The sequence below is a fragment of the Pseudomonas sp. KD5 genome (genome assembly GCF_012932895.1).
Lineage (GTDB): Bacteria > Pseudomonadota > Gammaproteobacteria > Pseudomonadales > Pseudomonadaceae > Aquipseudomonas.
Genome location: NZ_JDWJ01000006.1, coordinates 40,259 through 65,973, shown reverse-complemented (window position 1 = coordinate 65,973; position 25,715 = coordinate 40,259). Strand labels below are relative to the sequence as shown.

Here is a 25,715-nt window from a genome sequence, read left to right as displayed (position 1 = left end):
GGCAAGCCTCGCTCCTACACAGGTTGTGTATGGTCAGAACAGCTTGGTGAACAACCAGTACAAACTGCCCGACAGCACAATCGCCGCCGGCAAGGTCAGCACCCAGGCCATCAGCAGGTTGCGGATGGTCTTCATCTGCAAGCCGCCACCGTTGGCGACCATGGTTCCGGCCACGCCTGAAGACAACACATGAGTAGTCGATACCGGCAGGCCGAACATGTCGGCGGCGCCGATGGTCAGCATCGCCACGGTTTCTGCCGAAGCACCCTGCGCATAGGTCAGGTGCGTCTTGCCGATTTTCTCGCCGACCGTCACCACGATGCGTTTCCAGCCGACCATGGTGCCCAGTCCCAGGGCGATGGCCACCGCGATCTTCACCCACAGCGGAATGAACCGCGTGGCGTTGTCGATCTGTTGCTTGAACAGTTGCAGCTTGCCGGTGGTGTCGGTGTCGAAGTTTCCGACCTTGTTCTTGTCCATCAGGCGAATGGTTTCGCTGGTCAGGTACATATCGTTGCGCACGTTGCCCATCGCTTCGGCCGGGACTTTCGACAGCGAGCCGTAACCCTTCACTTCGTTACCGATCTGGCCCGCCAACGCGGCGAGGGCGGGGATCAGTTGCGGGGTGGCTTCCTTGTTGCGCATGTAGTCGGTCAGCACCGGGCGTGGATCGGTGGGCATCGGCAGTGGTGTGTTTCTCATCAGGGCTTGCTGGGTGACTTCGGCCACCGCGGCGAATTGCAAGGCCTGATCCGCCGGCATGGTGCGGTTCAATGCATACGCCATCGGCAGCGTGCCCACCAGAATCAGCATGATCAGGCCCATGCCTTTCTGGCCGTCGTTGGAGCCGTGGGCGAACGACACGCCGGTGCAGGTCAGAATCAACATGCCGCGAATCCACCACGGTGGCGGGGTATTACCCTTCGGCGCCTTGTACAGTGCGCGATTTTTGACGAAGACACGCAACGCCAGCAGCAACAACGCGGCAAAGGCGAAGCCGATCAGCGGCGACAGTAGCAACGCGTAACCGACCTTGGTCGCTTGGGCCCAGTCCACGCCACTGGTGCCGTCGCGGCCGTGCATCAAGGCATTGGCCACGCCGACGCCGATGATCGAACCGATCAGGGTGTGCGACGAAGAGGCCGGCAAGCCCAGCCACCAGGTGCCGAGGTTCCACAGGATCGCGGCGATCAACAGGGCGAAGATCATCGCGAAACCGGCGGAGGAGCCGACCTGCAGAATCAGCTCCACCGGCAGCAGGGCGATGATGCCGAACGCCACCGCGCCGCTGGACAGCAACACCCCCAGAAAGTTGAAGAACCCGGACCAGGCCACGGCGAAATTCGGCGGCAAGGAGTGGGTGTAAATCACCGTCGCCACGGCGTTGGCGGTGTCGTGAAAACCGTTGACGAACTCAAAGCCCAAAGCAATCAGCAGCGCGACACCCAACAGCAGAAACGGCGTCCAGGTGGTGACCACCGTGCCGAGTTCGCTCATGTCGTGCATCAGGCTGTAGGCGGTGAACAACAGCCCGCTGCCCAGCACGGCAAAGAACATCACGAAGGTGAGCAGGCCGGGTTTTTTATCGAACTGCGGCCTGGCGCCGCTGGCGGGAGCCTTTGTAGCGGCGGTGAAAGAAGGCGTAGCCATGCCGGACAATCCTGAGCAGAGAAGGAGTATCGGCCATGATCGTTGCTAAATATTACAGTGAGGCTGCGCTGGGTCAGTGTTTGGTTTTTTTGTGGGGCTAGAAGTTAATGCAGGCAAATATCTGTGGCGAGGGGGCTTGCCCCCGTTCGGCTGCGAAGCAGTCGTAAAACCAGAGAATGCGGTTTGAATGAATAAACCCGATAAGGGCCGCTGCGCAGCCCAACGGGGGCAAGCCCCCTCGCCACAGGATTGGGATAAGGCCTTGGTACTTTGCTTAATAATCGCGCCGCTTGCGAAACGCCCAGCGCCCGGCAATCAGGGTAAACGTCGCCACCAGCGCCACCAGAATCCAGAACCCCTCCGGATCACCGGCAAGCGGCACCCCGCCGACGTTCATGCCGAAGAAACCGGCGATGATGTTGATCGGCAGCGCCAACACCGTGACCACGGTCAGGGTGAACAGCGTGCGGTTGCTCTGCTCGTTGAGATTGGCGGCGATTTCTTCCTGCAATAGCTTGATCCGCTCACCGAGCGCCGTAAGGTCGTTGATGATCAGCGCAAACTCCTCGGTGGATTTGCGCAGCTCCTTGACGTCCTCCTTCTGCAACCATTGCGGCGGGCGATTGAGCAGGCGCAGCAACGAGCCCGGCTCCAGCGCCAGCAACCGTTGCAGGCGCACCAGCACCCGGCGGTTGGCGCCCAGTTCGGCACGGTTGGTGGACAGGCGCGACGACAGCAATTCATCTTCGATCTGATCGACACTGAGGCTGGTCTTGCGCACGATCTGCGTCAGCACTTCGCCCTGATCGCGCAGCAAATGCACCAGCAATTCCAGCGGTGAGCGAAAGCATTCACCGGCCTTCACCGAAGAGCGCAGCTTGTCCACCGAGTGCAGCGGTTGCAGGCGCGCGCTGATGATCAGCCGACTGCGGGCGCAGACCCACAGCGTCGAGACATCCGAGGAAACCATGCTGCTGAGGTTGAACACCACATCGTTGACCACCGCCAGCAACGCCGAATCGACATGCTCGATGCGCGTCGAACGCGACCCTTCATGCAAGGCTTCGAAAAACTCGTCGGGCAATTCCAGATGGCTTTTCATCCAGCGCTCGCACGCCGCATGGGCCAGGTTCAGGTGCAGCCAGAGAAACTCGTCACTGTCGTCCGGTTGTTGCAGGCAGTGCAGTGCCTTGGCCGAATCGATCTCTCGACCGCGCTCGCCGGGGCGAAAACTGAAACCGTAAAGCAGGCCGAACAAGTCGGAATCGCGATGGCGTTGGTCAATGCTGTGGTTCATGAAGTCTCGCTGCGAGGAGGCGCCTGTCGCGGGTTTCACAGGTTCACTTGAGCCCCATCATTGCAAGCGCTCATGACGGTTTTGTGATGGCGAGGTGTACGCAAACGATTGCGATACCGATGGTCGGATTCTCCTCAAGAACCGCTCTGGAACGCCGATCACGCTTGAGTTACGTTTGCGCGCCTTCGGCCAAGGGCCAATGTGGCAGACAGGGATGTCCGGATACTTTTCACGCCTTCATCAGCGTGCCTCATTCCTGTTTCGAGTACTTCCCGATGTCTTTGCAAAAGTCCCTTCGAGCACAAATTCTCGCCCTGTTGAGTGGCAGCCTGTTGGCGATGTTGTTGATCGCTTTGGCCTGCTTTCACTTTCTGTCCAACGGCGTTCAGAGCTACGCGAATCTGATTGAAGGCCCGTTGCACACTTCGCAATTGATCGATGAAGCCAACCTGCAATTCAAGGTGCAGGTTCAGGAGTGGAAAAACGTCCTGCTGCGCGGCAAGCAACCCGCGGACCTGGACAAATACTGGAAGCAGTTCGAGGAGGGGCAACGCAATGTGCAGGGTATCCTTGGTGAACTGGCCGGGCAGAAGGGTATGGAGCCGCAACTCAAGACCCGCATCGAACGCCTGCGTGAGGAGCATCGTGTATTAGGTGCGGCGTATCAGAAGGGCCGTGATGCCTACGTGGCGGCCGGTGCCGACCCAGCGGCGGGCGACAATGCGGTCAAGGGCGTGGACCGCGCTGCCAGCGAGCAGATGAATGAACTGGTCAGTGAACTGCGCAAGCAGAGTTTCGAACAATCGAAATTGATCAGTGCCAGTGCCGATCAGACGGTGGTGTCGGGGCTCGTGGTGATGCTGCTGTCGGGTCTACTGATTGGCCTGTTGAGTCTGTGGCTGGTCAACCGCAATCTGGTGGAGCCGATCCGCAAACTGATCGACTACGTGGCGCAACTCAGTCAGGGCCGGTTCGCCGAACGCGTGGCCAGCACCCGTCAGGACGAGTTGGGCAACCTGGCCAGGGCCGCCAACACCTTGCGCGATTTCCTCGCCGAAACCTTCAGTCGTTTGCAGCGCAGCGCGTCGGACCTGGACAGTGCCAGCGGTGAGCTGAACTCGATTGCCGGCCTTATGGCCAGCGGCACCAACGAGCAGTTCAATCGCACCGATCAGGTGGCCACGGCGATGAACGAAATGTCCGCCACCGCGCAAGAAGTCGCGCGCCACGCCGCCGATGCGGCACGTGCGGCCGATGAAGCTGATCAGTCCGCCCAGCAAGGCGAGAAGGTCATGCAGGGCACCATTCATACCATCACCCAAATGCGTGGCGAAATCGCCAACACCGCCACGGTCATCCGTCGCCTCGAAGAAGACAGCGGGCGCATCGGCAAAGTACTGGAAGTGATTCGCGGCATCGCCGAACAAACCAACCTGCTGGCGCTCAACGCAGCGATCGAAGCGGCCCGTGCCGGTGAAGCCGGGCGTGGTTTTGCGGTGGTTGCCGATGAAGTACGCAGCCTGGCCCAGCGCACGGCGGCGTCGATCATCGAGATCAACCAGATCATTCAAACCGTGCAAACCGGTGCGGTGGATGCGGCCCAGGCCATCGAAAGCGGCCAGTCGCGCAGCGAGCAAAGCGTCGAGCAAGTGACCCAGGCCGGCGCCATGCTCGAGCGGATCACCCATGCCGTGGAAGCCATTCGCGACATGAACCGCCAGATCGCCACCGCCGCAGAAGAACAGACTTCAGTGGCCGAAGACATCTCGCGCAACCTCACCGAAATTACCAGCATCGCCAGCACCAACCTGGACAACGTGCAGCGCACCGAAGCGGCCAGCCACAACCTGCATGGGCTGTCAGGGCAATTGAATGAGGTGACGGCGCGGTTGAGCGCCTAGTGAAATGGGTTGTGTACCGATTCGGTTACCGAATCGGTACACAGTCGCTCTCAAGTTCGTGCCGCGCCTGACGATGACGGAAGTTACCCAAACTGCATATTGGATAACGCCCATGGTCAGCATCAGTTCCGTTTCGATCAACCAGACCCTGTCGACCTCTTCAAGCCAGGTTTCGATCAGCGACAGCACCGAAGACAGCACCGTCGCGGCATCCACCGAGACCTCCAGTGACACCACCAAGGCTGCCGCCGGTGGTGCTGCCGCGTCGAGCGAAAGCAGTTCCAGCAGCAGTGAGTCCGATACGGTGAAAGAACTGCGCAAGCAGCTCGCCGAACTGCAAAAGCAATTGCAGGAGCAACAGCAGCAACTGCAAGCGGCCCAGGCCAAGCAGCAAAGCAGCGAAGCCAAGGCCGCGGAAGTCGCAGCGGCTCAATCGCAAATTACGGCCACGTCGGCTTCGATGCAGACGGTGACGGCGGCGTTGTTGCAGGCGTTGCAGGATGAGGGTGGCAGTACGTCGGGTTCGGTGGTCAGCACCACCGCTTAAGTCCTGGGGGGCAAGCTGAAGGTAAACGTCGTGCCCTGCGGCTCGGTCGATTCCACCTCCAGTTTGCCGCCATGGGCCAGCGCGATCTGGTTGGCAATGTACAGCCCCAATCCGAGGCCGGCCTGCGGTGTTCCGCCGGTCGGTCGCGAGTAGGGCTGGAACAGATGCTGCAGCGCATCCTCGGCAATCAGCCCGTGGTTTTTCACGCTCAATATGAAGTGCCCTTCGTTGACCTGCGCACTGACCTCGAGCGTGCCGTCGGGATCTCCGTGGACAACGGCATTCGCCAGCAGGTTGGACAGCAACTGCGCGACCCGTTCGCGATCGCAGTGAATGTCGCTCAGGTCGCCAATCGACGACTGAATAATGCGCTTGGGGTGAATGCTCTGGATCTCGGCGATCACATGCCGCAGCACATCCCCCAAATCCGGGCACGGCTCGATATTCACCGGGATGCCGCGACCCAATGACCCGCGCGCGAAGTCCAGCACGTCGTCGACCAGTTTGGTCGCACGCCGGGCGCTGGTGAGGATATGTCGCGCCCGTTGCTCATTCGCTGGGTCTTTGACTTTGCGCAGGAGCATTTCGGCGCCGGCGCTGATGGCGAACAAGGGGTTGCGCAGATCATGACCGAGCACGGCGATGAACTGCTCGCGCAGCTCAGTGGTTTTGCGTTCCTTGATCGACGCCGCTTCGGTCCGTTGCAGGTTTTCTTCGGTTTCGATCTGCAGCGCCAGCATCCGGGCGAACGATTCCATGGTGCTCCGGATCGTGCTGGACTTGAGCGGCGCAGGATCAGAGTCAAGGGCGCAGAGGGTGCCGAAGAAGCGTCCATCGGTGCGAAGTATCGGCACTGCGATGTAGCTTTCGAAGGGATGATCGCGGCTGAGCGGGTCTTCACTGACCTTGTCGATGACCACCGACTGTTGGCCCCGGCGAATTTCGTCGCTCAGCGTGGAGACCAGCTGCAGTTCATCGCCCACTTGCACGCCGTAATCCAGTCGATCGAGCACCGCGCAGGCGATCCAGGTGTTGTCGATGACGCGGGCCACCGCCGCGAACCGCAAACCGGTCAACTCACCTATCACCTGAAGAACTGCTGGCACCGCGCTGATCCGGCTGATCGTGGCGATGTCTGCTGCCGCTGTTTGCCCCATATCCGTGGTTCTCTGCTTCAACATGCTGAGTGGTGTTGAGGGATTCTAGCGGGCCTGCGCAAAAGGGCGCGACTTCGTTCATCACTGCAGCGATTTGCCTTACGCCGAACGCAAAAAAGCCGCACGACCCGAAGGTCGTGCGGCTTTTTGTAGTTGAATCACTTGTCTTGTTTGTTGCTCAGGACCTTGCCAGTCGCGGCATCGAAGTCCACGTCCCATTCGGTGTTGTCAGCCAGACGCAGTTCCACTTCATATTCGTAACCGTTGAAGTGGTTATCCAGGTCGGTATCGGTAATCGTGGCGCCCGGGTGCAACTTCAGCGCGGCCTGGTTCATTTCTTCCAGGGGTTTGATCTTGCCGCTTTTGACCAACTCGGGGATCTGGTCGACGCGAACGTCAGCCTGGGCCAGGCCAGCGGTGAGAGTCAGGGCAGCAGCGGTGAACAGGGCAGTTAAGGTTTTCATCAAGTTCTTTCCTTGGAGGAGCTGTTTAAGTGGGATCAGGTTAAACAGCGCAACTTAATTCACCCTTAAAAAAACAATCGCGGGCAACCACGCTCTCACAGGTTTTGCGCAGACCTTGTGGGAGCGTGGCTTGCCCGCGATGGGGACGACGCGGTGCAGTGCCTGGCGCCAATCAGTACCCGTTGTTCTGCAACAACTGCGCAACACTCGCCGCCGCCGGGCGCTTGTAGAACTTCAGCAGTTCGCTGGCGCGATTGGTGAAGATGCCGTCGACACCGGCATCCGTTACTTTCTGATAATCCACGGCATCGTCGATGGTGTAGACGTGCACCAGCATGCCCTGATCGTGGGTGAACTGGTTCATCCACGGTTTCACCAGGTCCGAATAGCTCTGATCGCCGCCCTTGGTCAGCGCGGCAGAAGGCCCGGTGCCGATAGCGCCTTGGGCCTTGGCGTACTCGACCCATTGCTGGAATTCGGCTTTGTCCTTCGGTTCCTGTTTGGCGTAGTAAGTCGCTTTGTCCTTGTCTCCGGACTCAGCAAACGTCACTTTGGATTTCGGCTCGATGCTGCCTTCGCCGACCCACAACAGCAGGATTTTCGGCACTTGCGGCATCTCCTTCTCGAGCAGTTCGAGGCTGCTCTTCTCGAAGGTTTGCAGCACGACTTTGCCTTTCCCCTGGCCGACCGCCAGATTACTTTTTGCCAGTTTGGAACCCGTCGGGCTCAGCCAGCCACGGTCCTGCAATTTATCCTTGAGATCGCGCTCGATGCCGGGAAACTGCTTCGGTTCTTTGGTTTCGATGTACAGGCCAGGCTTGTGCAGCGGATTGCCTTGGGCGATGTCGATGATTTCGTCCAGGGTCAGGATCTTCAGACCCACGTAGCCCGGACGGGCGCGATCCGGGTACGCCGTGTTGAACCAACTGCCGGCATCCAGGGTTTTCAGTTCGGCGATGGTGAATTCGTTGGCCGGGCTGTCCTTGCGCTCAGGGAATTTGGTAGCGACGTCGGTGGTGCGTTGCAGGTTGTTGTCGTGCAGGGCGAACAGCACACCATCCTTGCTGCGTTGCAGGTCCATTTCCAGGTAGTCGGCGCCCAGGTCACGAGCCAGTTTGTAGGCTGCGGCGGTGGATTCCGGTGCATCGAAAGAGGCGCCACGGTGGGCGATCACCGCCGGGTGCGGAATGCCCAGGCGGGTTGCCAGTGCGCTGGGGCTTGGCTCGCTGGTGGCCTGTGCCTGGCCGAGGCCGAGCATCAGGCTCAGCAGCAGGGCGCTTTTGGTGAAGGAGACAGGCATGGTCGAAGTCCTTTTGCGATGAGTTTTCAAAGACGTATCTTTTAACAACTGAGCGCCGCTTGTGCTATCACCAGACCGACATAAACGTGTTTAAAGAAGATTTTTTCGACGCTTTTGTGCGGCTCTTTGCAGTAATCTTCACACCTGCAGTTTCCCCGGCAGAGGGAAACCCGTTCACTTGCCCTGCGTGTAAACCATCGATCACCGGTCCTTAGCGACCTTTTGTGAGGTTTACCATGCGCATCACTTCCCAGCTCATTTGCCAGGCCGCCGACCAACTCAAAGGCTTCGTCGGCCTCAATCGCAAAACCGGCCAGTACATCGTGCGCTTCAGTGAAGACGCTTTCGGCATGGACGTAGCCGACGACGGCATCATCCCTACCAGTGAGTTCGTCTGGGCACCCGGCCCCGAGCAGACCATGACGCTCAAGCGCGAACTGATTCAGTTGCTGCTGGACCAGAACATCGACGACCGGATCAACATCACCGAGCCGTTGCGGGTGTACATGAATCGACAGGACGTGCCGCAGATTACGGCGGTGAGGAGTTTGGTGCGGGGGTGAGGGGTTTGTGGTGGCTGTTCTGGCGTCTTCGCGGGCAAGCCCGCGAAGACGGTCTCCAGAATCACCGGGTCATTCACTGTTTGAACGCATAGGCCCGCTCAACCTTGCACACCCGCGTATGACACGCCGAATACCAGGTCGATCGCCCGCGTTCACGAATCGCGCTGTGCTCGGGGTGATGCTTCCAGGCCAGGATCGCCGCTTCGCTGGCCCAGTAGGACACCGTAATCCCGAGTCCATCCGCGCCCCGGGCCGATTCCACGCCCAGGAAGCCGGGTTGCTCACGGGCCAGTTCCACCATGCGTTCGGCGGCCTGTTCGTAACCGTGATCGCCTTCGGTGCGCAGCGAGGTGAAAATCACTGCGTAGTAAGGTGCTGCAGGTGTCTGGGCGATCATGATTTTTGCCTCACACAGGCCTCGATCAACGCCTTGACCAATGGCGGCAGCAGGCCCTTGAGCGCGGCGCGTTCTGGTTGGAACAGCGTTGCGACAAAGAATGGATGATCCTTCAGCTCCACTGCCCGCAGATCCCCCGCCGAATCGTGGCCAACCGCGTGCAACTGTCGCGTCAGTAGCTGCCGTTCAAACTCGGGATTCACACCGTAACGGCAGTGATAGCCTTCACGAATCTCCGCATTTTCGTACGCCTTGGCGATCAATGAGCCTTCAACCAAATGAATGCTGTCGACGGCTTCCACCAGCGCACAGGTCAGCGGCGTGAGTAACGCCCGCGTCGAGTCGGGCGAAGTCTCGCCGTGTTCGGCATCTTCCCAGCCCAATACGTTGCGGGCGAATTCCAGCACCGCGTGCTGAAAACCGCCGCACGTGCCGAGGAACGGTCGCTGCTGCTCGCGGGCAAAGCGGATCGCCCGTAACGCGCCATCCATGTCGCGATAAGGGCTGGCGGGTACGCACCAGAAACCATCGAACTCATCCAGTGGCGTATCGGCGGTGATGTGGTCGGTGGCCAGCCATTGAAACTGAACGTTCTGGCCAGTGTGTTCGGCGGCCATGCCGAGGGCGACGGGGATGGCTTGGTGGGCGGTGACCTGTGGATCGTAGTCACCGATCAGGGCAATGCGGATGGCGTTGGTTTCCATGAGTGATCTCGACGCTTGTTGATTTCCGGCACCGACTATAAATTGGCGTTCACGCAATCAATATTGGCGTTATCCCAAGTGATCAATGCATCGACGCACTATCGGCTGGACTATCCCGACCTGTCGCTGATCCTCGCTTTAGTGCGCGGCGGCTCTCTGGCCCGGGCTTCGGCGTTGTTGAAGGTCGACGTGTCGACGGTGTTTCGCGCGGTCCGTCGACTCGAAGCCGCGCTGGGCCAGCAACTGTTCGAAAAGAGCCGCGCTGGTTACCTGCCTACCACGTTGGCTCAGACCCTGGCCGAGCAGGCTGAACGCGCCGAACAAGCACTGGAGGCGGCGCGCATTGGCGTGGAGCAGGGCGGTGAAATCATCAGCGGCACCGTGCGCCTGACCTGTACCGATTCGGTCCTGCAAAGTCTGCTGTTACCGGCACTGGCGCGGTTCATGCCGTCTTATCCGGCGCTAACTATTGAACTCTGCACCTCCAACGACTTCGCCAACCTCAGTCGCCGCGACGCCGACATCGCCTTGCGGCTGACCCGCACCCCGCCCGAGCATCTGGTTGGCCGGCGATTGGCAGACATTTCCTACCGGGTCTGTGCCAGCGAGGCCTATCTGCAATCGGTCGAATCCCACGACCTGGCCTCATTGACCTGGATCGCCCCCGATGACTTCCTGCCCGATCACCCCACCGTCGCTTGGCGGCGCCAGCAGTTGCCTGGCGTTACCCCCGGTTATCGCTGCAACAGCATGTTGTCGGTGACTGAATTGGTGCGGGCTGGACTGGGCGTCGCGGCGTTGCCGGACTTTTTGATCGGTGAAGGACTGCAACCGTTGACCGAGCCCCTGCACGGTTACGACACCGCGCTGTGGCTGCTGACCCGCCCGGACTGCCGCGCATTGCGCTCGGTGGTGACATTGTTCGACGAGTTGGGGCGGGCGCTGAAGTTGCCTTGAGTCGGATCAAACCTTCGGTGGCTCCTTGCCGATGAAGTGTTGATGCATTTCCGAGGTCAGGCTTTCGATGCGCTCAGTCAGGGTCTTGGTGATTTCGGTGAGCCGGGTGTTTTGCTCCAGCAACTCCTTCAGTTGCGCAGTGTTCCGCGCGGCTTGGGCCTGACGTTCACTGTTGGCGATGGCCAAGGCTTCACGATGTCGCGCATCGGCTTCGGACTGGGCTTTGTCCCGCGCCGCCTGACGCGTCTGGGCCAGCAGAATCAGCGGCGCGGCGTAGGCCGCTTGCAGGCTGAACGCCAGGTTGAGCAGGATGAAGGGGTACACATCGAATTGGGTTACGCCGGACAGGTTCAGGCAAATCCAGATCACCACCACCAAGGTCTGGGCGCCAAGGAAGGTCGGCGTGCCGAAGAACCGCGCAAAAGCCTCGGCGCGCAGGGCAAAACGGTCGGTACCGAAAGTAGGTGCCAGGTGCGCGTGAGGGCGATGGAAGCGCAGGTGATCGACGGGGCCGGTGATTTCGGTTTCGGTTTCGTGGGTCGGAGTGCTCATGATGCTCTCTGAAGGGGGCGGGGACTGAGGCTCACTATAGCTCCAGCGTCAGTCTCATTCAGAAACACATTACCGGGTTCTTATTCAGAGCGGCCGATCAGCGATAAAACGGCGGACATTGTCATTTTTTGCAGCTTGATTCAGCACGCATAACACGCCAGGAACATGTCCAGCGCCGACTCCACCACGGTGTGCTGCATGTCGGGCGACAGGCCCGATTGGCCCATGGAGATCTGCGGCCAGAACGCAAAGGACTTGAGCAACCCATGGATCTGTTGCGCGGCGAACTCAGGCTCGACCTGTTTCAGGCGGCCATCGGCCTGGGCGGCGCGAATCCACACGGTCAAACTTTCTTCGCGCTCACCCATTCGGGCAACCATGTTCTGCGCACGCTCGGGAGAGTGGATGGTGGCGGCAATCGCCACCCGCGCCAAGTCGAGAAAATTATCATCGGCCAGCATCTGCAATTTCGCCTGCAACATCAGGCGCAGCTGATCGCGCAGGGGCAGGTCGTGGCGGTAGGCCGTTTCCTGTTCGGCCGTTACTCGGGTCCATAACTGATTGAGGATTTCGGCAAACAACTCTTCCTTGCTCGGGAAGTGGTTGTACACCGTGCGCTTCGACACGCCGGCGGTGGCGGCGATCTTGTCCATGCTGGTGATGTCGAAACCGTTGGCACGGAATTCGGCAATCGCCGCCTGGATGATGGCTTCGCGTTTTCGGTCGGTGAGGCGCTGTGGAGCTGTCATAAGTACGTTTCGGCAGGAAGAAGTGGAGAATTACACTTGGTAGTTTACTTGTGATCGGCTTTGATGCAACCTAGAAACTACACTGTGCAGTGTAATGTTTTGTTAATCCTGCACAGTGAGAAATTGAATCTTCGGCTGATGCGTGCGTGCCTTGGCCATTTATCGTCCCAAGCGGAAAATCGTCGATTGTGCGGTTTTTCTGGAGTCATTCAGTCATGGACACTTCAACTTCCCCAGCGAACAACGCTTCAACGCCTGAAGCGTCCCGACAGGCTCAAGGGCAGTACCGAAACCATGTGCCGGTGCAGCGCGAAGGCTTTCGCAAAACCTTGCGCATCCTGTGGAACTTTATCTTCAACAAACCGCACGACACCCGGCCGTCGGCCCCCGTTCCGGTGCAAACCCTGACCCAGGCGGCGTTGATTGCCGCGCCTAACCACAGCGTCTATCGCCTGGGCCATTCCACGCTTCTGCTCAAGCTGCAGGACAAGTTCTGGATCACCGACCCGGTCTTCGCCGAACGCGCTTCGCCCGTGCAATGGGCCGGCCCCAAGCGTTTCCACCAGCCGCCGATCAGTCTCGAAGACCTGCCGCCGATTGAAGCGGTGATCCTGTCCCACGATCACTACGACCACCTCGATTATCAGGCCGTACTCAAACTGGCGGACAAGACCCGCTACTTCCTCACGCCCCTGGGCGTGGGTGACACCCTGATCAAGTGGGGCATCGACGCCAGCAAAGTGCGCCAACTGGATTGGTGGCAGGGCACCGAGGTCGATGGCCTTCAATTCGTAGCCACACCTTCGCAGCACTTTTCCGGTCGCGGGCTGTTCGACGGTAACAGCACCCTGTGGGCATCGTGGGTGATGATCGACGGCGACACGCGGATTTTCTTCAGTGGCGACAGCGGCTACTTCGATGGCTTCAAACGCATCGGCGAGCAGTACGGCCCATTCGACCTGACCCTTATGGAAACCGGCGCCTACAACGTCGAGTGGCCTCACGTGCACATGCAGCCCGAGCAAACCCTGCAAGCGCACATCGACCTTAAAGGGCGCTGGTTGCTGCCGATCCACAACGGCACCTTCGACCTGTCGATGCACGCCTGGTACGAACCTTTCGACCGTATTCTGGCGCTGGCCTGGGAACGGAACGTATCGATCACCACACCGCAAATGGGCGAGGCGTTCAACGTGATGTATCCGCAGAGTGGTGGCGCGTGGTGGTTGGGTGTGGAAGATGTAAGCGATCAGGCGACAGTGCAGAACGCTTGATGTTGTGCTGCCGGGGCGCTTGCGGTGCAAGCGCCCCGGACTTTTCAGCTGCGTTCGTCCAGTAACGGCTTTGTATATTCCGAGATTTTTGCCACGGTCAGATCGCAAAATTCTCCACGGAGTATTTCGTTCAGTTCCTCCTCAGACAATCCGAGCCTATGGGCAGCATCAGCCTGACTCAGCCGACCGGTTTCGAGGAGCATGCCTATTTTCATAACGTGTTCGGCTTTGGCCCGCATCTGCTGCAACCTCACTCAACCATCGCATAATCCGCCCGCCCAACCGGATTTGGTGTGGACCCTTTCACATTCATCCCTCGGCCCGGTGCAAACCCCGGGAAGAACACCAGGCCTTGCGATTCAAACCGATACGCCAACGCCAGCCGCGTGACATCCAGCACATTACGCTGCGCTTCGAATCGCTGGATGGCGTCAACGGAAACCCCGGATTCCTCGGACAACTCTTCCACACTCCAACCCAGCATCGCTCGGGCCTGGGCGCAGTGGGCGGGGGTGAACTGGAAGAGGGCGATACGTTCCAGGGTGATTTTCATTGCAAGAGAGGCCATGGTTTTCTCCGGGGATCGAGCGTGGCGATTCGAAAATGTACTGTGTTTTTGTACAGTTGTTTTGCGCCCGGATCAAACTCATTTTTTGATCGATTGTCTTTTTTCGCTCAGGCAGGGGCGTTGGACCGACTACGCTGTCTCTAGGCGGTTTCCTGAAAGCTCCAAATGATTGAACGTCAGCCTTCTGATCTTCAATGCCGGAAAGGTGGCGTTTCAAAAGCAGTGCGCCACAGCGTTATGCGGGGAAGGGAATCATGAAAAGACTACGTCTGCTATGTGCCCTGATCAGCTTTACAACTCTGCCGGTCCTGGCCGATACGGCATCGCCAAACAAAGATGCCTTTGTCACCAACCTCATCAATCAGATGACCCTCGACGAAAAAGTCGGCCAACTGCGGCTGATCGCTATCGATGAAAAGATGACGCCCGAAAAAATCTGCCAGGAGATCACTGCCGGGCGAATCGGGGGGACGTATGGCTCTGTGAGCCGTTATGTAAACCGCCCCATGCAAGACGCGGCTCAACAAAGCCGCCTGAAGATACCGATGTTTTTCGGTTGGGACGTGATACACGGTCATCGAACCATTTTCCCCATCGGCCTGGCCTTGGCCTCCAGTTGGGATATGGACGCCATCGAGTTGAGCGGTCGAACGGCGGCGAAAGAAGCCAGTGAGGACGGTATCGATATGACCTTCGCACCGATGATCGATGTCGCCCGTGATCCTCGCTGGGGGCGCACATCCGAAGGCTTCGGTGAAGACACCTATCTGGTTTCACGCATTGCCAGAGTGATGGTCCAGGCCTACCAGGGCCAGAGCTTGAGCGCGCCCGACAGCATCATGTCCAGTGCCAAACACTTTGCGTTGTATGGGGCTGTCGAAGGAGGGCGCGACTACAACAGCGTCGACATGGGCCTGGCCCGAATGTACCAGGACTACTTGCCACCTTATCGTTCGGCGATCGAGGGTGGCGCGGGAGCCGTCATGGCGGCGCTTAACTCGGTAAATGGCGTGCCGGCGGCGGCCAATACCTGGTTGATGCAGGACCTGCTTCGCAAAGCGTGGGGCTTCAAGGGACTGGTCATCAGTGACCATAACGGGGTAACCGATCTGGTTCAGCACGGTGTTGCGAGGAATCCTCGCGACGCGGCCAGGCTCGCCATCAGGGCCGGCATTGACATGAGCATGAACGACTCCTCCTATGGCCCGGAGTTGCCGGGGCTGCTTGAGTCTGGCGCTGTTTCCCAGAGCGATATTGATAACGCGGTGCGCGAGGTGCTGGGTGCCAAGTACGACATGGGGCTGTTCGAAGACCCTTACCGACGCCTCGGCGCTGCCAGTGCAAACGCAGCTGATAACGACCCCGAAAACCGTCTGCACAGAGCGCAGGCCCGTGAAGTGGCACGCAAGACACTGGTGCTGCTGAAGAATGAAAACGGGCTATTGCCGCTGAAAAAACAAGGCACGATCGCGCTCATTGGCCCGTTGGCAAAAAGTGCCGTCGACATCATGGGCAGTTGGTCCGCGAGCGGTGTGCCTGCGCAATCGGTGACGATCTACGACGGGCTGAAAAACGCGATGAACCAGGGCTCGCTGATCTATGCCCGAGGTGCCAATCTCGAGGAGGATCAGGAGGTTGTTAAATACCTGGAATACCAGGGCGTGTCCGAAATCGCCAACGACCCCCGTCCGTCAGCAGAAATGATTGACGAAGCAGTCAAGGCTGCACAGCAAGCCGATGTTGTGATCGCCGTGGTGGGAGAGCCTCGCAGCATGTCCCATGAGGCGGCCAGTCGAACCAGCCTCGATCTGCCTGGGCGCCAGAGTGAATTGATCACCGCCCTGAAAGCCACCGGCAAGCCGCTGGTACTGGTGTTGATGAACGGTCGGCCGCTGTCCATCGGCAAGGAGCAGAAACAAGCCGATGCGATCCTGGAAACCTGGTACAGCGGCTCCGAGGGAGGCAATGCCGTTGCCGATGTATTGTTCGGTGACTACAACCCGTCCGGCAAATTACCCATCACCTTTCCACGCTCCGTGGGGCAGATCCCCAATTACTACAGCCACCTGAACACCGGCCGTCCGTACCTGCCGGGTGCGCTTCGCAACTACACGTCGCAATATTTCGATCAATCCTATGGGCCGCTTTACCCCTTCGGCTATGGGCTGAGCTATACCGATTTCAGCCTGACCGACATGGCCCTGTCTTCGACCACACTGAACAAGACCGACAACCTCGTCGCCAGCATCATGGTGAAAAATACCGGCCAGCGTGACGGCGAAACGGTGGTTCAGCTGTATATCCGCGATGTCGTTGCCTCCGTCGCCCGTCCAGTCAAAGAACTGAAGAACTTTCAAAAAATCATGCTCAAGGCCGGCGAGGAGAAAGCGGTGCACTTCAGCATTGACGAGAACGACTTGAAGTTCTTCAACAGCCAGTTGGAATACGTCGCCGAGCCGGGTGAGTTCCGGGTGCAAATCGGCCTGGATTCCCAGGATGTGAAGGAGCAGAGCTTTGAATTGCTGTCAGAACAAGCCAGTCAAGACAATCATGCGCCTGGTGCAGAACCTGTAGACGCGAGCGGTGCGGCGATCCGACTTGCCCACGAAGAACGATGATGCGTAATCCCTGAAATACCGCGTTGCATTCTTCGCGGGCAAGCCTCGCTCCTACGGGGTCATTTCACCCCTTCCAACCAAACGGACGGTGCCTGCCCCAGCACCCGACGAAACATGGTCGAAAACGCCGCCGGGCTTTCATAGCCAAAATCCAGGGCAATGCGCGTCACCGGTGTGTCCACCGCCAGCCGCGCCAAGGCCAGCACCACACAGGCTCGCTGCCGCCATTGGCTGAAACTCAGCCCGGTTTGTTGGCGGAACAGGCGATTGAACGTACGCAAACTGATGTGCAACTGATCGGCCCATTGCTGCGGCGATTGGTGAACGTTCGGTTGCCGGAGAAACCTCTGACACAACCCGAGCAGCCGCGAATCCACAGGCAGCGGAATGTGCAACGGCAGGGGAGCACTGCGCGCCAGTTCATGCAGCAACAAGTCGATCAGCGCCCCATCGCGCCCGGCCTCGTCGTACTCCAGCGCAACCTCCACCGCCTCCATCAGTAAATGCCGCAGCAACGGCGAAACACTGATCACCTGGCAGCGGCTGCCCAGATCAACCGCCCCCGGTTCGATATACACACTGCGAGTGCTCACCCCCAGCATCAACACCTCATGCGCCACCCCCGGCGGAATCCACACCGCCCGCTGCGGCGGCACCACCCAATTGCCGTCCAGCGTGCTCACCTGCATCACCCCCGTGGCGCCATACAACAACTGCGCCCGCCGATGGGTATGGCTCGGCAACCGATGACCATCGGGGTAATCCGTACCGATGGCCACCACCGGCCGTGGCGTGTCGTCCAGCAGATCAATCGAAACATTGCGCATCGAGCGGCACCCAGCGATTGGCGTAAACACAAACATTATTGGCTGACTTGCTGAAGCAGGCCAAGCCCCGTCGCTCTATCGTCGGCCACTCTCAACCCACGGACGATGCGCGATGTTCTTCTACCTCTTGCTGGCACTCTTCGGCTGCATGACCGGCATAACCGCCGTGCTGTTCGGCTTCGGCGGCGGCTTCGTCGTCGTGCCCTTGCTGTACCGCATGCTCACGGCCAGCCACGGCACCGACGACCCCATCGGCCAATCGGCTATGCACATTGCCGTAGCCACCTCGACCTGCGTGATGATCGTCAATGCACTGATCGCCACCAGAAAACATCACCACGCGGGCAATCTCATTCGCCATTACCTGTGGCCGTTGGGCGGGTTCATCGGCCTGGGCGCGATCGTCGGAGCTATTGCTGCAATGTGGGCGAGTGGAGAGCTGATCCGGTTTGCCTTCATCGTTTACCTGGGCGTGACCATTCTGGACTGCTTGTTCAGACGCGGTTTTCTTACACAGTCCTACATCGAAGTCCCACGGCGATTGGGCGGGGCAGAAGTGTCTGGCGGCGGTGTGGGAATTGGCGCTATCGCCACGTTTCTTGGGGTGGGTGGTAGCGTCATGACCGTGCCGTTGCTAAGACGTTGTGGCCTTAGCATGTCGCAAGCCACATCCATGGCTAATCCGTTGAGTCTTCCGGTTGCGGTGGCTGGGACGCTGACCTATATGGCGATGGCGGGATTTACCGAGTTTGATCTGGGGCCGTGGTTTGTCGGTTATGTGGATGTGCTGGCGTTTACGCTGCTGACGGTTGGGTCGCTGGTGGGGATTCGGCTGGCCACGCCGTGGATCGGGCGGATACCGGATCGGGTGCATGCCCGGGTTTATATTGGTTTGCTGGTGGTGGTGATGCTCAGCATGGCGACGAAGTGGGGCGTGCAATGAGGCTCGATTCTCCCCAGCAACCTCGCCATAATCCGTCCCCCGTTCAACTTGCGCCGCATGCAACCTGCCCGGCGCGGCTTCTGACTCATTCAGGGATCGATCAATGTTCAAAGGATTGTTACGCCTGGCGCCAGTCGCCACGCTGTTACTCATGCTGTGTTCCACTGCTCATGCCGAGGACGGGAGACGAGTGTTCACCGGCACCCTGGGCAAGATGCCGATCGTGCTGGAGCTCAACACCAACCAGCCGGACGAAGTCACCGGCCGCTACTTCTATGAGAAATACCATCGCGACCTGGAGCTGAGCGGCTCGCTGCAAGAAGAGACCCTGACGCTAACCGAAGGCAACAACCGCTACGGTGAAGACAAACCCCAGCCAACCCTGAAGTTGCAAGAAACGGCCAATGGCTGGCAAGGCGAATGGAAAGGCCCCAAGGGCAAAATCCTGCAAATGCAATTGACCGAGGCCAAGCTCCCGGCACCGGCCGCAGACACCTTGCCCTTCATCGCCGCGCTGCCGAAAAGCGATCCTTACGAATATCTGCGCCTGCAAGGCTTGAAACTCAAACCGGGCAAGAAAGAGTCCTTCATGGGCTACGACCTGCAATGGTGGACGGAGCCCGCGTCCGGTCTCTCCATGTTCAGCATCGAGTCCGGCTACCCGAAAGCTGACCAGCAGCGGATCAATCAGCAATTGTTGGAGCGGCTCTGGAGCGAAGTCATCAACTACCACGGCTGCTTGCTGGGAGGTGGGGAATATGCCGAATTCGACCAAGGCGTCGCCCCCCAATTCCTGTCGCCCGATGTGGTCAGCCTGAACATCTCCACCAGCTACAGCTGCGGCGGCGCTCACCCGGACTTTGGCAATTCGCCGATCAACCTCGACGTTCACACCGGCCATAGCCTGTCGCTGGAAGACGTGCTGTGGGTTGGCAACGGCAAGCCGCTGCTGCACGCCGACCGCGACGGCGCGAGCGATACATCCTTGACCGAGGAAGAGAGCAAGGCACGATTCACCTATCAGCGCGAAGTGTTCGTACCCTGGCTGATCAAGCAATTCGCCGCGCTGTACCCCGAGGAAATGCAGAAGCCGGCGGACGAGGACAGCTGCGACTACACCGACGAAAGCGTTTGGGGTTATTCCAACTGGCACTTCACCGCCAAAGGCCTGTACCTGGGACCGTACTTCGCCCGCGTACAACGTAACTGCGATGACCCGGGCTGGTCAGTGCTGCCATACGCCGTGGTCAAGCAACATCCCGGCGCGGTCAAACTCGAACTGCCTCACAACTAATCCTTAGCCTGCTGCCAACCCCGGCGCTTCCCGAATAATGAAGTGATCCAGATTCTCGATGTTGGCACTGAACACCCCGAACGTCTGTTCGGGGTTTTTCTTGCTCGGCACCTGCTTCAACTCCGGCGTCACGCCATAAAAGAAGCAATACAACTCGGCATCACTGTCGACGGCGTGCTTGATCTCCTCCAGAAACGCTTTGCGCTTGCGGTAGTTGTCGATCAGCTTCTTGCTCAGGTAAACGTTCACCGAATAAGGCTTCTTCTTCGCCTCGTCCGCTTGCTTGAACCAGACCTTCTGTTCGAAATCGATGCGAAAGCTCTGTGTGTAATCCTTGATCTCCTTGATCTTGCCCCAGTAAATCAGCCCCTTGTTGTCCTGCAGGTACTCGATCTTCTTGAAGAACGACCCATAAGGCGCCGTGTGCTCGCCAATCTTCAGCGGCATGCGCTTGAGCAGCTCCTTGTCCGCGAAGTTCGACACAAAACACTCCACCGGGTGGGCGAAGACATTGGTCTTGTCCGGCGCCGACTCCCGGCTTGGCTGCTCGACGTTACTGGCCGCTGGAGTAGGTGTCGGGTTACCCCGAATGACATCTGCCGCCACCGCCGGGTTTGACGGCTTACGCACATACTCACGCCGAGTCAGCAACAACTCCGACGGAAAATGCTCCTCCCGACCGTCATCCGATTCCGCCCCGTCCGTCTCCAGACCCGACGCCGGCGTCTTCAGACTGACATAAGGACAACCCCCGACATGCCGCGTACTGGGGATGTTCTTGAAGTGCGGCGTGCGTACGTAATTCACATTCTTGGCGTTGAACGTCCCCAACACGTTGGCCGCATCAAACGCCAAACGGCAGGCATCGTTAGGGCACTGGAAATGCTCCTTGGCGGAATCGAACTCCATGGTTTCGTCGAAATTCAAATCGCGCACGTCATAGATCGACAGCTTGTCGTCGAGGCTGAGGCAGTAGGCGAGGTTGAATTTCATGGCGGGCTCGGGTCCTTGAGTGGGGAAGGGTATTAATAGCGGGTAGCATGAGATGGCGCACCTGTTGATTCAAGTGGTGGGCCGCATTGATCGTTGGGCAGGACTTGAAACGCCATTTTTGACAGACGGTCAGCTCAATACCTTTGCCTATCGAAAATCTCAGGCTTCAGCTAGCTTGGCTAACTCTGTGGAGGTGCGATATGACTGAACGGGTACAAGTAAACATGCTCGAAGCAAAGTCCCAGCTCTCTCAACTCGCTGAGCGTGCATGGCGTGGCGATGCGGTTGTGATCGTCAAGGATGGCAAGCCTTATCTGGATCTGCTGCCTCATGTCGAGACATCTTGGGCGCGTAAGCTTGGACGGTTGAAGGGGAAGATTCGGATGTCTGCGGATTTTGACAAGACCCCTGACGACATCATTGATGGATTTGAGGGCTGCCTATGAGGCGCTTGTGATCGAATACTGATTACCCAGGCTCAGGCGGAGGGGCTGGAATTGGTCACGGCGGACGGGATTATTCCGCAGTATGGCGTACGGGTGGTTTTGGCAGGGTTGTGAGGGGGGGCGGGACATTGATGTTTCCAACGCTATCCGACCCTTTCTGAGCCAAATGTTTCACATTATGGACTTCAAGATACGGCAACCCGTCCACCTCGAACGGTGCGTTCTGACCGCAATCTTCGCAGACGCTTTTAGCCAACAGTTAGGCCAGTATTTCGATACCGTGTTTTTCCACGATGCTGAGCAGTTTAAGGGCCATCCCTCCAGGGCGCTTGTCGCCGGCTTCCCACTGCTTAACTGTCGATGCGCTTGTGTTCAGGTAGCGGGCAAAAACCGGCTGACTGACGTGACTACGCAGACGAATCTTCTTGATCTGAGCTGGCGGGATTTCAGCGGGCACATCAGCAATGCAGGTCTCGTCGAGTTCCCGCTTGTCCGTTCACGACTTCCTGCACCGCTTCACAGAGATCAGCATCTGTGATCGCTGCTTTTTTTGCACCGTTAACCCATTACACGTCAATTTTGACTGGTGGTTAAAAAAAGAATGAGATCGGATGGAAACGAAACCGAGCAGGCCTGTTCAATGGCTGTAATTTGATCCTTCGTCAATTGGTAGTCATACACATAGTCCTCTTGATCCTTCCAGCCCATCAATACCGCGAGCTCCTCGCTTTTGATCGGAAGCACGTTCTCATAAGAAGCAAAGTCGTCTCCCTCATAGATACCCATCACCGTGTGCTTCATGGCTCTACCGTCCTCGTTGGGTCTGCGGGTTTTGTCTGATTGCCTGATGCGTGATCAAACTCGCCCAAGTGTTTTCCGCGTTTGTTGTATTTCTCCACTGCGCCGTGCTGGAAGTCCCATTCGTAAATCGTGCCTTTTTTATCCTTCCAACGAGGACGCAGGCCCCCGCCCTTCATGCGGGTTTTGCCTGGGGCCCATTTTGCATCCGGGAAGGCCGGCAAGGTATGTGGCTTCGGGTAGTAATGATGAGAAATACTGACAACGACATAGACGGGTCTTACCCCCGACTCCACGGGAAACACCAGAATGAAGTCCTTGTACTCCGGCGGATATACCGGGTTCACGATGATGCTGTCAGCTGCTTTCGTCGGCGGGTAAACCCAGATATGTGGTGCTTGCGGGGCAGCCTCCAGCACCGGAATGCCCAGGATGTCGGAACCGTCCACGGCCGGGGTCCAGATCAGTTCAATGCCGTCACCCAGGTCGGCCACCTGCTGGCTGCCACGCAATGTGAACTGCGCGACATCTACCATTTCCCAATCTGTGGTTGAATTCGCCTAAATAGATCCCGAGTTTGTCGTGTTTTTCCACTGCATGACTTTTGTACCCCCATTCATATATTCAAGCGTTGCAGCTAAGTTGAAATAGGTAGGCTGCGTCATACACTTTTTTCCCCAGTAAAGCCTCCAAGGCTCCAAGCTGCTCGTCCGTAAGGTTGTATCCCTCCCATCCGTGCTGCTCAGCAGTCCAACCCATGATGTTTTTAATTTCCAGGTCGTGCCCAGTCGGTAACTCCACTTCGAATGCCAGCAGTTCGTTATGTTTGTGAAAGGCTTCGATTACATAAATCATGGTTCCACACTCCTAGAGCTGTCTGCAGGTTTGGTTTGCTTGCCGGTAGTCGGATCATATTCTCCGAGATGGCGGCCGCGTTTGTCGTACATCTCCACAGTGCCGTGCTGCGAGTCCCATTCAAAAATTGTCCCTTTTGACGTTTTCCATCGTTTTCGAAGACCACCGCCGCCTTTTACCGGGGTCTTACGATTCGCTCTCGTTGCATCGGGAAAGGCAATTAGCCCATTCGGTGCGGGATGGTATTTGTGGTCAGCAACACTCACCACAACATAAACCGGCCTAATCCCTGAATCAGCCGGGAATACCAGAATGAAATCCTTGTACTCCGGCGGATATACCGGGTTCACGATGATGCTGTCAGCTGCTTTCGTCGGCGGGTAAACCCAGATATGTGGCGCTTGCGGGGCAGCCTCCAGCGCAGGAATGCCCAGGATGTCGGAACCCTCTACAGCCGGGGTCCAGATCAGTTCAATGCCGTCACCCAGGTCAGCCACCTGCTGGCTGCCGCGCAATGTGAACTGCACGACATCAACCATTTCCCAATCGCGGTTTTTGCCGGTGTAGAAACCGTATCCCTTGAGGCTGCCGTCAGTCTGTTGCTCGACCCGCAGGCGAACGCGGGTGCGGGCCTGTTTGAGTGCACGGAGTTGGTCTTCGTTGTAAAGCGAGCTGTCGCCCAGACTCGATGGTGTGACCAGCGCAACAAGGCCAACCAGCGTTGCTGTTACGGCGCTCGCCGCGGCCACGGGAGCAGCGGCGAATGCCGAGCCGGCCAAGGCGAGGGAGCCCAGACCGACGGGAATCGCTGTGCCACTGATCTTCTTCAGTGGCACAGCGCCTGATTCATCCGCTTCGCGAGCACCCAGCAGAATCAGGTCACCGTAGTCTCTCAGGCTATCGGTCGGCACCATCCCTGAGGGATTCGAGTAGTCGATGATGGCGTCCGGCAGCTTGCAGGACTTGGCGAAGACACATCCGGCTTGAGTAGGCCTTTGCTTTTCCGCGATGACCTGACGGCTGCGTTCGAAGGCGTCTTGCCTGGCCAACATGGCCTCGTAGGCTTTTTGTCGGGCGTCCCGCTCGGCCAATTCGGTGGCAGTCATATAGCGGTAGGTGACGTGGTGCCCATCACCGGAGGGTGGATTCTTAATCCGCGGAATGTCCTTGTTGCCAGCCACTGATCATCCTTTCGTTCATCCATCGGCAGCCCCGGAAAAGGGGCTGCGCGACATTAACTAACGTGGCTAATCGTGGCTGTAGGACGAGTCTTGGATGACTCTAAGCGTTTTCTCTTTTTATCAGAACAGCAGCGCAATCCTTACGACTCGCTGCCTTCGTGCACATGTGCCGATGAAGTTTTCCAGGCCCAATCACTCAAACTTCAACCGCTTCACCTTCTGAAACAGCGAAGCAGTGAACTCATCCCGATCACTCGAATGGTGACAACGTCGATGACAATTCGGACACAGCGCCACGGCATTGCTCGGGCGATCCGAACCTTCCTGCGCCAAATGCTTAACGTGATGAACCTCAAGAAACGGCTTGCCGTCCTTTTCAAACGGAGCCGGTTTTCCGCAACCCTCGCAGATACCCTTGGCCTCTTTCCGCACCCAGGCTCTAACCTCAGGATCGCGTACAAAAGAGTTGCTCGAGCTCGGCACTTGTTGTGGTTTCAATATCCCCTTCGGCTCGCCTTTGAACGGTCGCTTCTCAAGTTTGGCAGCACGTTCTTCTAGCGTTGCTTCATCGGCGGTCGGGGCAAAGTCTTCCGGCGTTACAGTATTCGGCGCGTTCAGCGCTTCACGAATGCTACGCGCAACATTCGCGCCGACATTCTTGGCAGGTTTGTATCCCTCAATGCGATCTCGTCCGAGTTCGACCAGCACGGTAGAGATGTTCTGCATTCGAAACTCAACCGAGCCTTTGGTGCGGCCCGCTAAGGCACCTTCGCGCAGGACGCGATTCTCGTGAGCCTTATTGACCTTCTGACCGCTTTGCTCGCGTGACAACATGCTGAGATAGGCATCGACCGCAGCCTGAATCTCCACGTCACTCCAATCGCTATTGCTTTTTTCCGTATCCATACAATCGCCGAGGGTTGAAACCCTCGGACGATACTGAGTGGCCATTACACCTGTCTACGAAAATTCCTACAGAAAAGACCGACGCATCGCTCAAGCGATCCTACAAATACACGTCGCTCTAACCCACCGAACGCTTCGAAGACTGAAACACCTCCGCAACCTTCCGCCACCAAGGCCTAACCACCGTCACGCGCCGCTGCGATTGATCGCTCAACAGGTACGGCATGTCCCGAAGCCGAATCCAACTTTCATTCTGCCAATGAAGCAAACTCAACGACATCTCCGGCCAATCCAACACACTCAACATCGGACGATCCGAATTTTCCGAGGGGTTTACATCGCGTAAGGCTGGCACCACCTGATGGGTCAACCATTCTCGCAGCAACCGATTCCCTGGAACGTAGTGATACACCAACAGCGCATACACGCCGGACTCACTGAGCATCAGCTGTTTTTCTGGTTGCCGGAAATACTCAATCCACAAGACGCGACGCTGATCTTTATCCAGTTTGCTGACCATGCGATCACTCAGATGGACACCCATCAAACGGCCAATATCGCGGGCGCAGAACCATGGCTGGTTTTCAAGGAGGAGAGCATGGAGGTGGAGGTTGTGGCGGGTGAAGATCGTCGGCCTAAAGGGATCACGCATGACCGATCGGTGTGGAGCTTCTGCAGGCATATCCATTACCTCTACGTATGAGTGGAAGAGGGCCGGAACCCGACGTAGAGGATCTAAGAAATCCCAACAGGCTGTTTCTCCCACTCACAGGA

27 protein-coding genes and 3 pseudogenes are annotated in these 25,715 nt (G+C 58.2%); 9 read left to right on the top strand and 21 right to left on the bottom strand.

Annotation, left to right across the window (positions count from 1 at the left end; translation table 11 throughout):
• Positions 1–33 precede the first annotated feature (33 nt).
• Together AF70_RS14675 and AF70_RS14670 are read right to left on the bottom strand one after the other, a co-directional pair.
• The gene (locus tag AF70_RS14675; protein ID WP_028939391.1) at positions 34–1,650 is read right to left on the bottom strand and encodes an inorganic phosphate transporter; all 1,617 of its coding nucleotides are present in this window, start codon (positions 1,648–1,650) and stop codon (positions 34–36) included.
• A 274-nt stretch (positions 1,651–1,924) separates the two neighbouring features.
• Positions 1,925–2,947, bottom strand: a complete 1,023-nt coding sequence (locus tag AF70_RS14670) for a transporter (RefSeq protein WP_019581436.1) — start codon at positions 2,945–2,947, stop codon at positions 1,925–1,927.
• Between the two features lie 275 nt (positions 2,948–3,222).
• On the opposite strand from AF70_RS14670, the gene AF70_RS14665 reads away from it, so the two are divergent.
• Together AF70_RS14665 and AF70_RS14660 are read left to right on the top strand one after the other, a co-directional pair.
• Positions 3,223–4,848, top strand: a complete 1,626-nt coding sequence (locus AF70_RS14665; RefSeq protein ID WP_028939390.1) for a methyl-accepting chemotaxis protein — start codon at positions 3,223–3,225, stop codon at positions 4,846–4,848.
• Between the two features lie 112 nt (positions 4,849–4,960).
• Complete coding sequence (locus AF70_RS14660; RefSeq protein WP_028939389.1) at positions 4,961–5,395, top strand: hypothetical protein; 435 nt, start codon at positions 4,961–4,963, stop codon at positions 5,393–5,395.
• Here AF70_RS14660 and AF70_RS14655 read toward each other — a convergent pair.
• The 3 genes from AF70_RS14655 to AF70_RS14645 form a co-directional block, all read right to left on the bottom strand.
• A complete protein-coding gene (locus tag AF70_RS14655; RefSeq protein WP_028939388.1) occupies positions 5,392–6,552 on the bottom strand; it encodes a GAF domain-containing sensor histidine kinase in 1,161 nt (386 codons plus the stop codon). The two genes, AF70_RS14660 and AF70_RS14655, sit on opposite strands and share 4 nt — an antisense overlap.
• A gap of 158 nt (positions 6,553–6,710) precedes the next feature.
• Positions 6,711–7,016: a PepSY domain-containing protein gene (locus AF70_RS14650; protein WP_007934833.1), complete on the bottom strand. Its 306-nt coding sequence runs from the start codon at positions 7,014–7,016 to the stop codon at positions 6,711–6,713.
• A gap of 172 nt (positions 7,017–7,188) precedes the next feature.
• The gene (locus AF70_RS14645; protein WP_028939387.1) at positions 7,189–8,316 is read right to left on the bottom strand and encodes a glycerophosphodiester phosphodiesterase; all 1,128 of its coding nucleotides are present in this window, start codon (positions 8,314–8,316) and stop codon (positions 7,189–7,191) included.
• A 236-nt stretch (positions 8,317–8,552) separates the two neighbouring features.
• Between AF70_RS14645 and AF70_RS14640 the strand changes: the two genes are divergently transcribed.
• On the top strand, positions 8,553–8,879 hold the full coding sequence (locus AF70_RS14640) for a DUF2025 family protein (RefSeq protein WP_019581430.1): 327 nt from the start codon (positions 8,553–8,555) through the stop codon (positions 8,877–8,879).
• A 73-nt stretch (positions 8,880–8,952) separates the two neighbouring features.
• Here AF70_RS14640 and AF70_RS14635 read toward each other — a convergent pair whose 3' ends face one another.
• Together AF70_RS14635 and AF70_RS14630 are read right to left on the bottom strand one after the other, a co-directional pair.
• Complete coding sequence (locus AF70_RS14635) at positions 8,953–9,276, bottom strand: antibiotic biosynthesis monooxygenase (RefSeq protein ID WP_019651741.1); 324 nt, start codon at positions 9,274–9,276, stop codon at positions 8,953–8,955.
• Complete coding sequence (locus AF70_RS14630; RefSeq protein WP_028939386.1) at positions 9,273–9,980, bottom strand: CTP synthase; 708 nt, start codon at positions 9,978–9,980, stop codon at positions 9,273–9,275. The genes AF70_RS14635 and AF70_RS14630 overlap by 4 nt, the downstream gene beginning before the upstream one ends.
• Before the next feature lie 15 nt (positions 9,981–9,995).
• Between AF70_RS14630 and AF70_RS14625 the strand changes: the two genes are divergently transcribed.
• Complete coding sequence (locus tag AF70_RS14625) at positions 9,996–10,937, top strand: LysR family transcriptional regulator (RefSeq protein ID WP_032830960.1); 942 nt, start codon at positions 9,996–9,998, stop codon at positions 10,935–10,937.
• A gap of 6 nt (positions 10,938–10,943) precedes the next feature.
• On the opposite strand, the gene AF70_RS14620 is transcribed toward AF70_RS14625, so the two are convergent.
• Complete coding sequence (locus AF70_RS14620) at positions 10,944–11,489, bottom strand: DUF1003 domain-containing protein (RefSeq protein ID WP_028939384.1); 546 nt, start codon at positions 11,487–11,489, stop codon at positions 10,944–10,946.
• Positions 11,490–11,629: 140 nt separating this feature from the next.
• Positions 11,630–12,238 (bottom strand): TetR/AcrR family transcriptional regulator, encoded by a 609-nt coding sequence (locus tag AF70_RS14615; protein WP_019581426.1) that lies wholly within the window; start codon positions 12,236–12,238, stop codon positions 11,630–11,632.
• A gap of 215 nt (positions 12,239–12,453) precedes the next feature.
• Between AF70_RS14615 and AF70_RS14610 the strand changes: the two genes are divergently transcribed.
• The gene (locus AF70_RS14610) at positions 12,454–13,512 is read left to right on the top strand and encodes an MBL fold metallo-hydrolase (protein ID WP_019581425.1); all 1,059 of its coding nucleotides are present in this window, start codon (positions 12,454–12,456) and stop codon (positions 13,510–13,512) included.
• Positions 13,513–13,556: 44 nt separating this feature from the next.
• On the opposite strand, the gene AF70_RS14605 is transcribed toward AF70_RS14610, so the two are convergent.
• Complete coding sequence (locus tag AF70_RS14605; protein WP_019581424.1) at positions 13,557–13,751, bottom strand: XRE family transcriptional regulator; 195 nt, start codon at positions 13,749–13,751, stop codon at positions 13,557–13,559.
• An 11-nt stretch (positions 13,752–13,762) separates the two neighbouring features.
• Positions 13,763–14,080, bottom strand: coding sequence for a helix-turn-helix domain-containing protein (locus AF70_RS14600; RefSeq protein ID WP_018926408.1), 318 nt, complete (start codon positions 14,078–14,080; stop codon positions 13,763–13,765).
• Between the two features lie 254 nt (positions 14,081–14,334).
• On the opposite strand from AF70_RS14600, the gene bglX reads away from it, so the two are divergent.
• Positions 14,335–16,698 (top strand): beta-glucosidase BglX, encoded by a 2,364-nt coding sequence (bglX, locus tag AF70_RS14595; protein ID WP_028939383.1) that lies wholly within the window; start codon positions 14,335–14,337, stop codon positions 16,696–16,698.
• 59 nt (positions 16,699–16,757) lie between these two features.
• Here bglX and AF70_RS14590 read toward each other — a convergent pair whose 3' ends face one another.
• The gene (locus tag AF70_RS14590; RefSeq protein WP_028939382.1) at positions 16,758–17,525 is read right to left on the bottom strand and encodes a helix-turn-helix transcriptional regulator; all 768 of its coding nucleotides are present in this window, start codon (positions 17,523–17,525) and stop codon (positions 16,758–16,760) included.
• A 112-nt stretch (positions 17,526–17,637) separates the two neighbouring features.
• On the opposite strand from AF70_RS14590, the gene AF70_RS14585 reads away from it, so the two are divergent.
• A complete protein-coding gene (locus tag AF70_RS14585) occupies positions 17,638–18,468 on the top strand; it encodes a sulfite exporter TauE/SafE family protein (protein WP_028939381.1) in 831 nt (276 codons plus the stop codon).
• A gap of 103 nt (positions 18,469–18,571) precedes the next feature.
• Positions 18,572–19,762 (top strand): hypothetical protein, encoded by a 1,191-nt coding sequence (locus tag AF70_RS14580; RefSeq protein ID WP_028939380.1) that lies wholly within the window; start codon positions 18,572–18,574, stop codon positions 19,760–19,762.
• 3 nt (positions 19,763–19,765) lie between these two features.
• On the opposite strand, the gene AF70_RS14575 is transcribed toward AF70_RS14580, so the two are convergent.
• Positions 19,766–20,755 carry a hypothetical protein gene (locus AF70_RS14575; protein WP_028939379.1) on the bottom strand — a complete coding sequence of 330 codons (990 nt, stop codon included), beginning with the start codon at positions 20,753–20,755 and terminating at the stop codon, positions 19,766–19,768.
• Between the two features lie 200 nt (positions 20,756–20,955).
• Between AF70_RS14575 and AF70_RS14570 the strand changes: the two genes are divergently transcribed.
• Positions 20,956–21,201 carry a type II toxin-antitoxin system Phd/YefM family antitoxin gene (locus tag AF70_RS14570; RefSeq protein WP_028939378.1) on the top strand — a complete coding sequence of 82 codons (246 nt, stop codon included), beginning with the start codon at positions 20,956–20,958 and terminating at the stop codon, positions 21,199–21,201.
• A gap of 133 nt (positions 21,202–21,334) precedes the next feature.
• Here the strand turns inward: AF70_RS14570 and AF70_RS29835 are convergent.
• The 8 genes and pseudogenes from AF70_RS29835 to AF70_RS14530 form a co-directional block, all read right to left on the bottom strand.
• Positions 21,335–21,454, bottom strand: a pseudogene (locus AF70_RS29835) (HNH endonuclease); the annotation flags it as partial.
• 6 nt (positions 21,455–21,460) lie between these two features.
• A pseudogene (locus AF70_RS14560) lies at positions 21,461–21,688 on the bottom strand (helix-turn-helix domain-containing protein); the annotation flags it as partial.
• Between the two features lie 86 nt (positions 21,689–21,774).
• Positions 21,775–22,002: a hypothetical protein gene (locus tag AF70_RS14555; protein WP_028939376.1), complete on the bottom strand. Its 228-nt coding sequence runs from the start codon at positions 22,000–22,002 to the stop codon at positions 21,775–21,777.
• Positions 21,999–22,544 (bottom strand): annotated as a pseudogene (locus AF70_RS14550) (colicin E3/pyocin S6 family cytotoxin); the annotation flags it as partial. The gene AF70_RS14555 and the pseudogene AF70_RS14550, both read right to left, overlap by 4 nt.
• Positions 22,545–22,623: 79 nt before the next feature.
• Entirely contained in the window at positions 22,624–22,854 is a 231-nt protein-coding gene (locus AF70_RS14545) for a hypothetical protein (RefSeq protein WP_028939375.1), read from the bottom strand.
• Positions 22,851–24,035 (bottom strand): colicin E3/pyocin S6 family cytotoxin, encoded by a 1,185-nt coding sequence (locus AF70_RS14540; RefSeq protein WP_028939374.1) that lies wholly within the window; start codon positions 24,033–24,035, stop codon positions 22,851–22,853. Before AF70_RS14540 ends, AF70_RS14545 begins: the two co-directional genes overlap by 4 nt.
• 192 nt (positions 24,036–24,227) lie before the next feature.
• Positions 24,228–24,941 (bottom strand): HNH endonuclease signature motif containing protein, encoded by a 714-nt coding sequence (locus tag AF70_RS14535; protein ID WP_028939373.1) that lies wholly within the window; start codon positions 24,939–24,941, stop codon positions 24,228–24,230.
• A 118-nt stretch (positions 24,942–25,059) separates the two neighbouring features.
• Complete coding sequence (locus AF70_RS14530; protein WP_032830959.1) at positions 25,060–25,593, bottom strand: Bro-N domain-containing protein; 534 nt, start codon at positions 25,591–25,593, stop codon at positions 25,060–25,062.
• Between the last annotated feature and the right edge of the window lie 122 nt (positions 25,594–25,715).